General features: G+C 45.9%; 11 protein-coding genes. All 11 read left to right on the top strand.

All coding sequences use genetic code 11. The features are described 5' to 3' along the window. The first annotated feature begins 22 nt into the window (after positions 1 to 22). The 11 genes from B0475_RS16500 (at position 23) to B0475_RS16450 (ending at position 14070) form a co-directional block, all read left to right on the top strand. Positions 23 to 1447 (top strand): PfaD family polyunsaturated fatty acid/polyketide biosynthesis protein, encoded by a 1425-nt coding sequence (locus tag B0475_RS16500; RefSeq protein ID WP_077412992.1) that lies wholly within the window; start codon positions 23 to 25, stop codon positions 1445 to 1447. Beyond that, positions 1444 to 2151, top strand: coding sequence for an MBL fold metallo-hydrolase (locus tag B0475_RS16495; RefSeq protein ID WP_077412984.1), 708 nt, complete (start codon positions 1444 to 1446; stop codon positions 2149 to 2151). Before B0475_RS16500 ends, B0475_RS16495 begins: the two co-directional genes overlap by 4 nt. A gap of 166 nt (positions 2152 to 2317) precedes the next feature. Continuing rightward, positions 2318 to 3577 carry a hydroxymethylglutaryl-CoA synthase family protein gene (locus tag B0475_RS16490; protein ID WP_077412983.1) on the top strand — a complete coding sequence of 420 codons (1260 nt, stop codon included), beginning with the start codon at positions 2318 to 2320 and terminating at the stop codon, positions 3575 to 3577. Continuing rightward, on the top strand, positions 3565 to 4359 hold the full coding sequence (locus tag B0475_RS16485; protein WP_077412981.1) for an enoyl-CoA hydratase/isomerase: 795 nt from the start codon (positions 3565 to 3567) through the stop codon (positions 4357 to 4359). Before B0475_RS16490 ends, B0475_RS16485 begins: the two co-directional genes overlap by 13 nt. Positions 4360 to 4439: 80 nt before the next feature. Then, positions 4440 to 4679, top strand: coding sequence for an acyl carrier protein (locus tag B0475_RS16480; protein WP_077412980.1), 240 nt, complete (start codon positions 4440 to 4442; stop codon positions 4677 to 4679). Further along, complete coding sequence (locus B0475_RS16475) at positions 4666 to 5910, top strand: beta-ketoacyl synthase N-terminal-like domain-containing protein (protein ID WP_077412979.1); 1245 nt, start codon at positions 4666 to 4668, stop codon at positions 5908 to 5910. The genes B0475_RS16480 and B0475_RS16475 overlap by 14 nt, the downstream gene beginning before the upstream one ends. A gap of 51 nt (positions 5911 to 5961) precedes the next feature. Then, a complete protein-coding gene (fabD, locus tag B0475_RS16470; RefSeq protein ID WP_077412978.1) occupies positions 5962 to 7149 on the top strand; it encodes an ACP S-malonyltransferase in 1188 nt (395 codons plus the stop codon). 4 nt (positions 7150 to 7153) lie between these two features. Continuing rightward, a complete protein-coding gene (locus B0475_RS16465) occupies positions 7154 to 8137 on the top strand; it encodes an acyltransferase domain-containing protein (protein ID WP_077412977.1) in 984 nt (327 codons plus the stop codon). Positions 8138 to 8266: 129 nt separating this feature from the next. Then, positions 8267 to 9055 (top strand): 4'-phosphopantetheinyl transferase family protein, encoded by a 789-nt coding sequence (locus B0475_RS16460; RefSeq protein ID WP_198538358.1) that lies wholly within the window; start codon positions 8267 to 8269, stop codon positions 9053 to 9055. Continuing rightward, complete coding sequence (locus B0475_RS16455; protein WP_077412975.1) at positions 9018 to 12365, top strand: hypothetical protein; 3348 nt, start codon at positions 9018 to 9020, stop codon at positions 12363 to 12365. The genes B0475_RS16460 and B0475_RS16455 overlap by 38 nt, the downstream gene beginning before the upstream one ends. Positions 12366 to 12822: 457 nt before the next feature. Next, on the top strand, positions 12823 to 14070 hold the full coding sequence (locus tag B0475_RS16450; protein WP_077412974.1) for an efflux RND transporter periplasmic adaptor subunit: 1248 nt from the start codon (positions 12823 to 12825) through the stop codon (positions 14068 to 14070). Positions 14071 to 14093: the final 23 nt, after the last annotated feature.

The raw sequence follows: 14093 nt of genomic DNA, 5'->3' as shown, positions 1-14093 counted from the left end.
AAACAGCAATGGAAGAACAGCAATGAAACAGTCAAAGCCTGTGCAATCTGACCAATGGTTTTGTTCGCTGACACCTGAATCACTTGGGTCAGCTGAGTTCAAAAGCAGGTACCAAATCAAGTACGCTTATTTGTCCGGTGCCATGTATCAGGGAATTGCTTCAAAAGAGTTGGTTGTGGCCATGGCGCAAAAAGGGCTGCTGGGTTTTTTGGGCACCGGAGGTAGGGATATACAAGCCGTTGAAAATGACATCATTGCCATACAAGCTGAATTGGCTGTCAATGAAGTCTTTGGTGTTAATTTGATCAGCCAAATGGAAAATCCCGAGGCTGAGCTGAACACTGTGGCCATGTACGTCAAGCATGGCGTAAACATTGTTGAAGCATCTGCTTATATGCAAATGACATTGGCTTTGGTTTATTACCGGGTCAGTGGCTTATCACGAGCGGCAGATGGTACGGTGCAATGCGCCCATAAAATTATTGCCAAGCTATCACGACCAGAAGTGGCTGAGAAGTTCCTTTCGCCACCGCCCTTAAAAATGGTTCAGACGTTGTTGGCTGAAAACAAGATCAGTAAAGAACAAAGTGAATTGAGCCAATTAATTCCGATGTGTTCTGACATTTGTGTGGAGGCTGATTCAGGGGGACACACAGACCGGGGAATACCCTCCGTGTTGTTGCCATCCATTCAGTCCCTCAGGTTAACTGTGCTGGAAAAATACGCTTATCAAGATGCCATTCATGTTGGGCTTGCGGGAGGTATTGGTGTGCCACAATCTGCCGCATCGGCATTCATGATGGGGGCCGATTTCATCCTCACAGGCTCAATCAATCAATGCACTGTGGAAGCGGCCACCAGTGATGAGGTGAAAGACATGTTGCAAAGCATCAATGTTCAGGACACTGACTATGCGCCGGCTGGTGACATGTTTGAGATTGGAGCCAAGGTACAGGTGCTTAAAAAGGGCAATTTTTTTGCAGCCCGAGCCAATAAACTGTATGACTTGTATTCACAATACCGTGGGTGGGATGACATCCCCGAAGCCACCAGAAAACAAATTGAGCAAAAATATTTTCAACAGGGTTTCGCCGCAGTTTGGGCTGAAGTAGAGCAGTATCACCTGCAAAAAGGGAACAGTAAAATCATTGAAAAAGCACATAAATGTAAAAAACATCAGCTCGCATTGGTATTCAAAAAATATTTCAGCCTCACTACCAGGTATGCGCTTCAAGGCATGAGTGAAAAAAGAATAGACTTTCAGGTACACACGGGCCCAGCCCTTGGCGCCTTTAATCAGTGGGTAAAGGACACGCCATTGGCTGACTGGAGAAACCGGCGGGTGGCAGAGGTTGCAGAGCAGCTCATGTGTGAAACAGCCAGGTTCATGAGCCAAGAGATCAATCGCCTTATGACCGCCAGCCGCCAGCAGGATCAACAGCCATGAGAAGTTTTGTTGGCATGAACAGCGTGTTTGGCAGTGAACCGGAAGTGGTTGTGCTGGAGATGTTTTATCAGTTCATGAAAAACTACAATTACCTGTTGATTGATCGTGACACCAGGCTGGCAGTTATTGTTGATCCGGCTTGGGAAATGGACAAAGTGGATCTGGCCGTTGAGCAAGCAGGAGCAAAGCTGGCAGGTGTTTTGATCACCCATACACATGCAGATCACATCAATTTGGCGAAGGTGGTGGCAGACCGCTACAAATGTCCCATATGGATGTCTCAAGCAGAGGCCGGTTTTTCGGGATTTGAACATCCTCGTTTGGAAACCTTTGAAGAAACGCCTTGGTTGGTTGGCGGATTGTCCATCCGTCCTTTGTTCACACCAGGGCACACACCGGGTTGTGTTTGTTACATGGTGGGCAACAATTTATTCACGGGAGATGTGCTTTTTGCGGAAGGGTGTGGAACCTGTCCAGACACTGCTGCGGCCTATGAAATGTTTGAAAGTCTGGAGTTTTTGAAAAAATATATAAAACCAAGCACAAAAATTTTTCCAGGACATTCTTATGGTAAGATACCAGGACAGTACTTTTCAGATTTACTTTATAATAATATTTATTTACAATTTAAAGATAAAAATACATTTGCATCATTTCGCTTAAGAAAAGGGCAAAATCGTGCGAAATTATTCGACTTTAAATAACAGTTAATCTGGATAGATCTTCAAAAGAGGAGCCTCATTCAATAACAGCGCAATAAACAATGACCTGTAGGCCTGGTTTCAAAGAATGAAGCGACAGGCTCAGGATGGCAATGCTAATCCATCTCCCCTGTTGAGGGATTGATAATAATTTAAGAATATACATCGTATGAAAATTGTAGGAATCGAAGCCATCAATGTCTTTGGTGGCACCGTCTATTTGGATGTTGAAAAATTGGCCAAGCACAGAGGGCTTGACATGTCGCGAATTTCAAATCTGTTGATGAAGGAAAAAACGGTGGCGTTGCCTTTTGAGGACCCAATCACTTTTGGTGTCAATGCCGCCAAGCCATTGATTGACAGCTTGTCTGATGAAGAAAAAGACCGCATCGAAATGGTTATCACCTGTACCGAGTCATCATTTGACTTTGGTAAGTCGATGAGTACGTATTGCCATGATTTGTTGGGACTGAACAGAAACTGTCGGCTGTTTGAGCTAAAGAACGCTTGTTATTCAGGCGTTGCAGGCATACAAATGGCTGTAAACATGGTCCTGTCTCAGGTTTCACCCGGTGCCAAGGTTCTGGTGATTGCCACAGATATTTCCCGCTTCATGGTGGAAGAAGGTGGAGATGCCCTGACTGCGGATTGGTCTTTTGCCGAACCCAGCAATGGCGCTGGCGCCGTGGCCATGCTGATCAGTGACCAGCCGAAAATTGCTCAAATTGATGTGGGTGCCAATGGTTATTATGGATATGAAGTGATGGACACTTGCCGACCATCACCAGACGCGGATGCGGGTGATTCTGATTTGTCATTGTTGTCATACCTTGACTGTTGTGAAAATGCCTTTTTGGAATATTGTAAACGCGTTGAAGGGGTCAAATTCGATGAAACCTTTGATTACATTGCTTATCACACGCCGTTTGGCGGGATGGTAAAAGGGGCTCATCGAAACATGATGCGCAAGCTGTTGAAGGCCAAACCAGATGTCATTGAAGCTGATTTTTCACTGCGGGTGCTGCCTGGGTTGGATTACTGCCAACGGGTGGGTAATATCATGGGGGCAACCGCAGCTCTGGCATTGACAAGTACCATAGAAAATGGGGATTTTGAACACCCCAAACGCATTGGTGTGTTTTCATATGGATCTGGTTGTTGCTCTGAGTTCTTCAGTTTGGTGGTCACCAAAGAAGGTCAGCAGAAATTGCGGGCACTCAACATTAATGACAAGTTAGATGCCCGTCATGAGTTGAGCATGGAGGAATACGACGGTATTCTGACTGGCAGTACAGCCCTCAAGTTTGGCACCCGAAACACGGTTCTTGATGAAGACTTCATTCCAGAAGCCAGGGAAACCCTGGGACAACCCACTTTGTTTTTGAAACAAATCAAAGAATTTCACAGAGAGTACGTATGGTTAGGCTAGCACACGAACAGTCAGGGGGCTATGAAACCCTGCGAATCAGAAAAGAACAGGACATTTTGTATGTTCAAATGTATCGCCCGGAAGCAAAAAATGCCATCAATGATAAATTGATTGCAGAAATGGATGAGCTGCTGGAAGCAGCCAAGCAGTACGCCAAGGTTGTTGTCTTACAAGGGTTGCCGGAGGTGTTTTGTTTTGGGGCGGACTTCAATCAGATTGCCCAAAAAATGAAGGCCAATGCTTTTCAAGCCCCCAATAATCCAGAACCTTTGTACAACATTTGGTTAAACCTGGCGACAGGTCCTTATATTTCGATTGCTCAAGTCAAAGGTAAAACCAATGCAGGAGGTGTGGGATTTGTGGCCGCTTGTGATGTGGTTTTGTGTGAAAGAGGCGCTGATTTTGGTTTGTCAGAATTGTTATTTGGCCTCATTCCAGCATGTGTACTTCCATTTTTGATCAGGCGAGTGGGTGAATCAAAGGCCAATTACATGACCCTGATGACCCAATCAATTACCGCGGAACAAGCTGTGCAATGGGGACTGGCCGACGCCCTGGATGACAATGTCGACAACCTGCTTCGCAAGCATCTGTTGCGATTGCGTAGGTTAGATAAAAGCGCCATCATGAAGCACAAGACTTACATGAACTCACTCAGTGGTGGATTGATCAGCGACAAAGCCATGGCGCTGAAGACCAATCAAGATATATTCAGTGATGTCAAGAACATCAATAAAATCAGTACTTACGTAGATACTGGCCAATTTCCCTGGGAACAATGAGGGTTAAATCATTTGGTTTGCTGTGTCTTCTCTGTGGACCAGGCTGATTATCCCCAATCAATTTTAATTCAGAAATGACAATGGAAAAAAAAGAAATATTTGATGCAGTCGTACAAAATACCACAGAAGTGTTGCCTTCGCTGACTGCACATGAAATCAATTCAAGCGATGCACTGAAAGACTTGGGGGCCAACTCCATGGACCGCTCTGAAATAGTGATGATGACCCTGGAATCGTTGTCATTGAATGTGCCACTGGTTGAATTGGCAGGTGCCACCAACATTGGAGAGTTGGTCGATTTGTTGTATGAAAAACAGTGATCAGCCGGACCTGATTATTTCTGGTCTTGGCGTCACCACTCCCATCGGGCAGGGTGCTGCTGAAGTCACCAGGGCCATGCTCAATGGCAATCATGAGTTTTCAGTGATGAATCGTGAAGGCCGCCAGTACGCCACAGCAAGCAACGAACAAAGTGCTTTCTTGGGTGCCGAAATAACAGACTTGTGTTTGCCTGAGTCACTACCAGCCAAACATTTGCGTACGGCTTCATGGTCATCAACAGTGGCGCTGGCAACGCTGCATGAGGCCTGGCAAGATGCAGATTTGAGCAGTCTGGAGGGGCATCGGATTGGCTTGATTGTTGGTGGCTCGAATTTTCAACAACGGGAAATTGCACTGGTTCAAAACAAGTTCGCAGGTCGAGAGGCATTCCTGCGGCCAGCTTATGCGATGAACTTCATGGACAGTGACACCTGTGCATTGTGTTCTGAAGTATTCGGCATCAAAGGATTCGCATACACCCTGGGTGGCGCTTCGGCCAGCGGCCAAATTGCAATCATCCAAGCAGCCCAAGCTGTGCAATCAGGGCAGGTTGACGCCTGCATTGTTGTAGGCGCGCTCATGGATCTTTCCTATTGGGAGTGCCAGGGGTTTACGGCCGCGGGGGCAATGGGGTCATTACAATTTGCCGCACAGGCTGAACTGGCGGCCCGCCCATTTGATCGACAACGTGATGGCTTTATATTTGGTGAGAATTGTGGCGCCATCGTGATTGAACGGTCAGATCAAGTTAATCGCTTAGCCAAAGACCCTTACGCCCGGATATCTGGTTGGGGCTTTTGTTTGGACGGCAATCGCAATCCGAACCCATCCAGCGAAGGCCAAATCACCGCGATCAATCAAGCCCTTGAACACGCCCAATGGAACCGTCAACAAGTCGACTACATCAACCCGCATGCAACAGGTTCACCTTTGGGTGATGAAACGGAGTTGTCAACCATCCGGCATTGTGGGTTGAATGAAGCCTGGATCAATACCAGCAAGTCTCTGATTGGGCATGGCCTGAGTTCGGCAGGAACCGTTGAATGTATTCTGACTTTGCTTCAAATGAAAGCCAAAGCATTGCACCCATGCCGAAATTTAGAGGAACCGATTTGTGAGGTATGTCATTTCGTGCCAGCCAAATCGGAGGACCACACAATAAAACATGCGCTGACACTGAGTTTTGGCTTTGGCGGCGTTAATTCTGCCCTGTGCCTGGCGAGGGTTTGAAACCAAGTAAATTTTACAGAACACACTAAACACAACTGAGGAAGATGAGCTATGAACGTTTATATGTTTCCGGGACAAGGGTCTCAAGCGAAAGGAATGGGCGGCGAACTTTTCGACGAATTCCCTGAATTGGTCAAAAAAGCCGACAAAATTTTAGGCTACTCGATCAAAGAACTCTGTCTTGAGGATCCAGGAAAAGAGTTGGCTAACACGCGTTTCACCCAACCGGCACTCTATGTGGTCAGTGCATTGTCTTTCATGAAGAAGATGGCCGACGGAGGGGATCACGCTGACTTTTTGATGGGTCACAGCCTTGGCGAATTGAATGCACTGCAAGCGGCAGGTGCTTTCAGTTTTGAGTCTGGTTTGAAAATTGTGAAAAAACGTGGTGAGTTGATGAGCCAGGCTGAAGGTGGTGGCATGGCTGCAGTATTGAATGCCAGCAAAGAACAGATAGAAAGCATATTGAAAGTCAATGGATTTGACGGCGTTGATTTGGCCAATTTCAATACGCCAACACAAATCGTTGTGTCAGGTAAGAAAGATGATATGGCCAAGATTCAGCCTTTGTTTGAAAAGGACAACATGCTGTTTTACCCGCTCAATACCAGTGGGGCTTTTCATTCACGTTATATGCAGGACATCAAGGGTAAATTTGAGAATTACTTGCGTAAGTTCAAATTCAAACCTTTGCAAATACCAGTTATTGCCAATGTAACTGCTGAACCTTATTCAGACGATGAGGTGATTGAAAACCTGGCATCTCAATTGACAGGTTCTGTTCGTTGGACCGATGGTGTTGGGTTGTTGTTGAGCAAAGGAGATGTGACGTTCACGGAACTTGGACATGGCGATGTTTTGACCAAAATGGTCGCCAGCATTCAGCGACACGTGGAAAAAAGCAGTCAATCCGATGAGGCACAATCGTCTGTTCCGAAACAAACTGCCAGTCCAAACCCTAAGCCGCAGGCTGAAAACAAAGAAGATCAGCAAGCAACAAAATCCAAACCGAAAACTCAAACCAATCTGCACGCTGACATGTCAGGAAAGAACGCGGATGAAAAGGTGGCGTTATGGAATGAGCGATTTCCCGTGGGCACCAAAGTTAAATCAAGCTTCACATCGTACGATGATTTAGAGACAAGCTCTGAAGCCACCGTTTTGTTTGGTCACAGGGCTGCCGTCTATATGAAAGGCTACAAAGGTTACTTTGACATTGATGAGTTAGAAGTCATCTGAAACCATGAGTAAGCCCATCGTTTTCATGTTTTCAGGCCAGGGATCCCAGTATTTCAACATGGGCAGGGAACTGTATGAACAGCATGTTCGCTTTCGGTCATGGATGAATCATTGTGATGAGTTGGCCTACCATTACCTGGGCACCTCTTTGCTCAATGAAATACTTCGACCGGAGAAAAACCTGGGTGATCCTTTCGACCGATTACTCTTTACCAATCCGGCCATTCTTTGTGTTGAATTCAGTTTGTCCAAGGTGTTGATGGAGCAAGGGATAAAACCTGACATCATGGTTGGCTATAGCCTGGGCGAAATGGCGGCCCTGGTGGTCAGTGGGGCGATTGGTTTGGAAGCTGGATTGAAATTTTGCATAGAGTCTGCACAAACCCTGGAAACCGATGGCGTCAAAGGTGGCATGCTTTCGGTGCTGGAAACTCAAACAACACTCAAAGCATATGAGCATTTGTTTCAGAAATGTTGGTTGTCAGGTCACAACTTTGCTGGAAACAGTGTCTACAGCGGTACCGCAGATGACATCGCTGACTTGCAAAGTCAATTGAAAAAAAAGGGCATCGTCACGCAGCGATTACCCATCCACTATGCATTTCATTCACCATTGATGGACCGTCATCAAAGTGACATTTTGAAGATGGCCAAAAGCCTGTCATTCAGTGAGCCTTCGGTGCCGGTTTTCTCGGCGGTGAATTCGAGTCTCATCACTGATTTGAATGAACAACACATGTGGCAAATCCTTGCCAAAGAAGTGGAGTTTTCTCAAACCATTGAGATGCTGCTGCAAAAGGGGGATCACGTGTTTATGGACCTGGGTCCAAGTGGAACCCTGGCGACGTTTGTGAAATACATCATGACCGAAGAGCATCAATCTGTGGCCATCGACACCATGAATCAATTTGGTCGAAACCTGCATTCACTTGATCAGGCTGTGAGTCGGTCATTGAAAAGCCAAACAATGCAAACCACACCGGCTTAACCATAGCTTGCTGAATGACATGCAACGGTACACAAAAAACAAAACAACCCAGTTGGCGATGTCCTTTGATTTGAAGGGCGTCAAGCCAACAGTATGGGTGGCAGATTGATGGCAAACGCAGTGATCAAAATGAATTCACCGCCAATCGCAAGCAATCAAATCGATCTGTGGTATGTGCAAGATGAGGCCATAGTGGATGCGAAGGTGAAGTCAGACTGCCATGGCCTCTTGTCTGCTGCTGAAAAATCCCAGATGTCGCGTTTTTATTTTGCCAAAGACCGCCACCAATACATGGTGACGCGTTCACTATTGCGGGTGGTGCTGTCGAAATACCACAAAGATGTAGAACCCAGGGAATGGCAATTTGAAACAAATGCTTATGGAAGACCTTACATTGCCAATGAAACCCAGGCACCAAGGGTTCATTTCAACATATCCCATGCAAAAAATCTGGTGATGCTGGCCATAGCTCAGCATGAGTACCTGGGTGTTGACGTGGAATACCTGGAGCGCAAAGGTAACTGGCTGGACATCGCCGACACTTTTTTTTCGCCTGATGAGGTCGAACAGTTATTGGCGTTGGAGGATCTGGAAAAGAAAAAGCAACGGTATTTTGACCTTTGGACCTTAAAGGAAGCTTATGTAAAAGCCTGTGGCATGGGCTTGAGTATTCCATTGTCGGATTTCAGTTTTATCTTTAATGATGAGGATGAGCTTAATATTCAGTTCAAAACGGGACGAAAGGATGTGCCGGAAAAGTGGCGTTTTTGGCGAATTGAGTTGAGTGATGAACATGCCATTTCTCTGGCAATCAGGCGTGAAGGTGCAGAGGAAATTGCCATTCAAATCAAAGCGGCGTTGCCGCTGAAAGGTGAAACCAATGTTGAATACACATTCAGAGGGCATCATCAGCAATGATGATAACGAGGAAACCAGGCAATCAATGATGTTGTTAACCATTTCAGACAGGTCTGTTCAAAATGCGCACCAACTGACCGTCTCATTCGAATCAGAAAAATTGACCAAACAGTTTGTGTTGGATGGCTTTGAATCGCCTGCCACATCATCGTTCAAACAATCTTTGGTTAAGTATTTGTTTGAGTTCCCACTGGCTCCGGAAGAAAACGCAGCGTTATCAAAAGTTGCTGAGTGGGCCATTCAAGTGGGTCGTAACTTGGGTGATGAATTGTTGGGTGACAACCATGAACTGTTGCACATCAAAGAAATCATTGAAGAAAACGGCTATCATCATTTAACGGTGAAAATAGAATCTGATACCCATCAACAGTCAGATACCCCCTGGGAACTGACGGTGTTGCCAGATTCGGATTTTGTGCTTTCAAGCGTGACGAAATCATTTTCTCGCGTTTATCCAGACACGAAACCGGCTGAGCCGTTGATCTTTGATTTGGGTGTTGCTTCTGCAATGGAACAAAACATCAACACCCTTTTGTCACCGCAAACCTCGCCAGCCACTGGTCAAGGACATGCGGCAGATAAACCATTGCGCATCCTGTGTCACTCGCCGGAGGGTGAGACGGCAAGAGGGCTCTCAAGAGTATCTGGCGATTTGATCAACTTACTGTTTAAAGTCACCGCACAAGGCGGTCACTTTGCTTTGGATGGTGACTTTTCAAATACCTTTGAACAGCTCAAAGAGCAGTTGATGACCCGCCAGGTTGATACCCATGTTTTTTACTACAATGGCCCCATCCGATCGATTGAGCAGCACATTGAAATATTGATCGGTGATGAATGGACCGATGTCAGGCTGGTTGCAGAACTACTGGGCCAGCACCGAGTGCCATTGTGGTTCATCGCCCCGTCAGTTCCTGTCCATGATGACCTGAGTGATGGCCAGAAACTGAGTCGAATCAGTGAAGTGGCTCTGACATGTGGAGTCTGTCATGTGATTGGATTAGCCCAGGCCAGTTTGCCACAAATTGCGAACCATGTTTTTGAAACGTTTTTGCACAAACTGGCAGAGGGACATGATTTGGCACAAGCTGTGGTTGAAACCCGCAAGGCATTACAGGTGATCAATGGGTATGAAACCGGCGCATTGCAACCTGTACCCTTGTATGTGGGCCCGCTGTTGATCCATTATGGTGATCGGCCAGTGGTGTTTTTTGCCAGGCCAAATATGCCGGATGCTGAGACGATGTCCCAACTTCGACCATTGAATGAACGGTTATTTGGCTTTTTAAATTCAATGTTGCCGCCATTGTTGTTCAACAGCAGCGATGGCCAGGTATTGACGTTGATCAAGCACATACGTCAAAGCTTCAGCGAAGAGCGAGGTAGTTTGTCTGTCATACTGGGCAAAGCCGGGTTGGGTAAAACTCATTTGAGCCACATTGTGTGCGCCTATCTGGCCCTAAAAAAACACATCGATCATGGTTTTTACTTTGCTTTGGGACAGGACTCACTGGATCCTGAGCAGATGCTTGGTATGGTCAAAGAAGTGGTGCAAATTGAAGCACTTGAGACCGATGTCAAAGCCATCGCAAAACTTGCTTGTTGTTTTGTATTTGATCTGAGTGCAATCGATCAAACAATCCTGTCAGCACAATGGGTCAGCATGATTGAATCACTGGTGCACAACGGCCAATCAGTGATCGTGATTACAGAGCAGGAAGACAGGCCATTGTCAAATGCAAACATCAGGTTGAGTCTGCAGCCGATGAATGCTCATGATCAAAGGTTGCTCGCTTCGCATGTATTGAGGCAGCATACAGGTTCAGTTGAAGCGGTTCCGGCAAGCTTGATGAGCGCCCTTTGTGGCAACCCCTGGCTGATCAAAAAGTGCCTGCCCATGTTGGGTGCTGAAGTTGATTTGGACGAAGTGAATAAGCAATTGAAAGACATGGTTTTGTCAGACAATCAGCCTTTGATCAAGGCATTTTATGCCTGGCAATGGCAATCATTGCCGGAGGTATGGAAAAAACTACTGGTGTTGTGCAAAAACACCCCTGGTTTGTTACTGGAAATGATCATGATGGTTTGTGATCAGAAACAGGCCTATGCCCCAGCCAAAAAATTGTTGACAGCCTTGGGGGATTCTGAAGCCAAAGTTAGTGAGGGGCTGGCTGTCATGGAACAGGCAGGATTCATTGATCGATTCCCACATGGCAGAACCATAGCAGCTGATTGTTTGGGGTTTTTGCATGAGCAAGAACAAAGCAATGATCGTATCGGGTTGCTGTTCAGTCAAGTCATTTGTGAAGGTGTCAGGTCATTGGTGGATGTGGTGCTTAAACAACCCAACAGCAGCTTGTCTAATAATTTGATCATCAATCGTCGCCATTGGGCCAAGCATCTTGAAAGGCTGTGGTTTGGTGGTGAATATGAGGGCTTCTTTTCCGCTGTGTCTGGATTGACTCTATTGCTCAAACAAGCGGGTATTGATAATGACCTTTTGGCCTGGAAGTCAGATTTACTTTCCAGGACTGAGCCATTTGATGCTCTTGATGATGAGCAAAGAAAAATCGCCTGGTTGGTCATGGCCACAAGTGCTTTGAATGAAGGGCAATCGCCCCAAGGTGTGGATTTCAAAACTGCCGCGGCTTTGGTGACGGACTGGCTGGATCCCAATTCCAGTGAGGTGCCTCATGATTCATTGCCACTCTTTCAACAATCGGTATTATTTTTGGATGCTTATCACAGGTCTGGTGAACATTGGCCACAGCGGGTGAAGGTGTTGAACAAGGCAGAATTGGTCTACCTTAAGCACCAGGCATGGCATCGGTTGATATGGACATGGCGGGCTTTGGCGCATTCATGGCATGAATTGGGAGATAACGATCAGAGCACTGCCTATGAAGATAAAATCATTGAGGAAATCCCTTATGAAGGTTCACCTGCCGGGTTCCAATTCAGACAAAGTTTGGATGTTTTGTTGCAACGTGTGGCACGGGGTGAATTAACCAAAGCGCAAGCCCTTTTGGACGAGTTATGCAAACATCAGGACAGTGGTCAAATGCAAGGAATTTTAGAGGGTATTCAGTGCGATATCCATATGGGATCCGGGGCGCACCTCAAGGCATTGCCACATTATCAGAAAATGTGGATCAGAGCAGCCAAATACCAACAAACTGAAGTGACCGGACAATTGTTGGATAAGTTGAGACTGATCATAAAAGACATTGGGGAAGAATCATACATTGAACATTTTGAGTCCAGGTTGCCAGATGATGTGCCGCGTCCTTCACGACAGCTGTTTCAATGAGTCATTCGAGGCTTCAGCATCATCACATGAAACCCTCAGCTCAGTCGTGTTAAGTGGAGGCCGGAAGAGGCTTTTGTCAGGAAAAAATCAGCAATTTGCAGTAATTGAGGAGAAAAAATGAGGGCTGATAAGCAAATCCCAATGATGTTGCGATTGCAGCATAATATTTGTGGTATAAACCCATGCTATATTATACTATACTACACAAAAACACTGCACATCAGCCTCGAAGTCAGTACTGTAAAAGGATAAATTGATGCGCAAGTTGTGTTCAAGAGGGCCTTCTTTTCCCGCGGTATCTGAGCCAATGTTTGCTTTACTTATGCGGATTCGAAAAAAAGGGTACAAAACATGCCTAAACACATGATTGTAATATAAAAATATAAACCATGTGCAAGACAAAGTTAACCGAATTTTATGATTCATCACACCCACTCATTTTTGACACTACTAAACCATGGATATTGAGTTAAGCCCGAAGAAATCGGCGAGTTACAAGAAGTACATTTACGTTGCTGTATCAGCAGTGATCTTGTTCTTTATTGTCAAATATCTGGTCTTTTTAGGCCAGTCTGATTTTTCTGTAGATGAAGAAAGCCTGACTGTGGCTGAGGTGAAATCAGGCAAATTTACGGTCATGGTTCGCGGTTCAGGCGTGCTTGTGCCCGACAACATTCGTTGGTTGTCTGCAGGAGTAGAAGGAAAGGTGGAGCGCAACCTGGTGAAAGCCGGAGATGTGGTTAAAAAAGGCGACTTGATCATTGAGTTACACAATCAGGAAATCAAGGATCTCCAGGCTGAAACTGAATGGGAATTAGAAGCCATGATGGAAGAGGTCAATGCCGGTAAGATTGCTGACGAAACAGCCATGATCTCTCAAGAAAATACCGCTGACAATAACAAGCTGGAATTTGAAAGGACGGTCACAGAGTATGAAGCCCGTAAGAAACTGGTCAAAACAGGCGCTGTTTCAGAGCTCGATTTTCAGCGTTCCCGGGTTGTTATGGAACAAGCAGAACAGCGCTGGGTGGCGAGTACTAAACTGGTCGAAAAAATGCGTGAAAACAATAAGGCGCAAGCCAAAATGCGCTTGGCCAACCTTGAGCAAACAAAGAAGCGTCTTGACCGCATCAAAAGACAGGTAAGGGACCTTGAAGTCAGGGCCAGTTTTGACAGCATTGTTCTTGATGTGCCATTAGAAATCGGTGAGCGTGTCAATGTTGGAGCCAACGTAGCGAAGCTGGCTCAACAAGATTCTTTGATTGCAGAGCTGCAAATACCTGAAATACAAATCAGAGAAGTCGTCATTGGGCAAAAAGTTCTCATAGACACCAGGAACAGTGAGTTTTTTGGCATCATTTCCAGAATTGACCCAGCAGTCATCAATGGTAATGTGAAAGTTGATGTCAGCTTCACCGACCCATTGCCATCTGATGTTCGCCCTGACATGAGTGTTGATGGTGAAATTAAAATTGCTGAAATAGAACAAACGCTGTTTGTCCAGCGCCCTTTGTTTTCCCAAAGCCTCAGTGCTTCATCCGTTTATAAATTGATGGAGTCCGGTTTGGCTGAGCGTATACAGGTGGAATGGGGCCTGGGTTCTGTGAATCAAATACAGGTTGAAAACGGACTCAGACAAGGTGACAAAATCATCGTGTCCGACCCGTCACGCTTTGATGGTTATGACAAGTTTCGTATCAATTAAATGATTTAGATAATGAGGTATTA

The organism is Marinicella sediminis (assembly GCF_002000055.1).
In the GTDB taxonomy this organism is placed as follows: domain Bacteria; phylum Pseudomonadota; class Gammaproteobacteria; order Xanthomonadales; family Marinicellaceae; genus Marinicella; species Marinicella sediminis.
The sequence above is the reverse complement of the archived record's forward strand: the minus strand, read 5'-3'. Positions and strand labels throughout refer to the sequence as shown.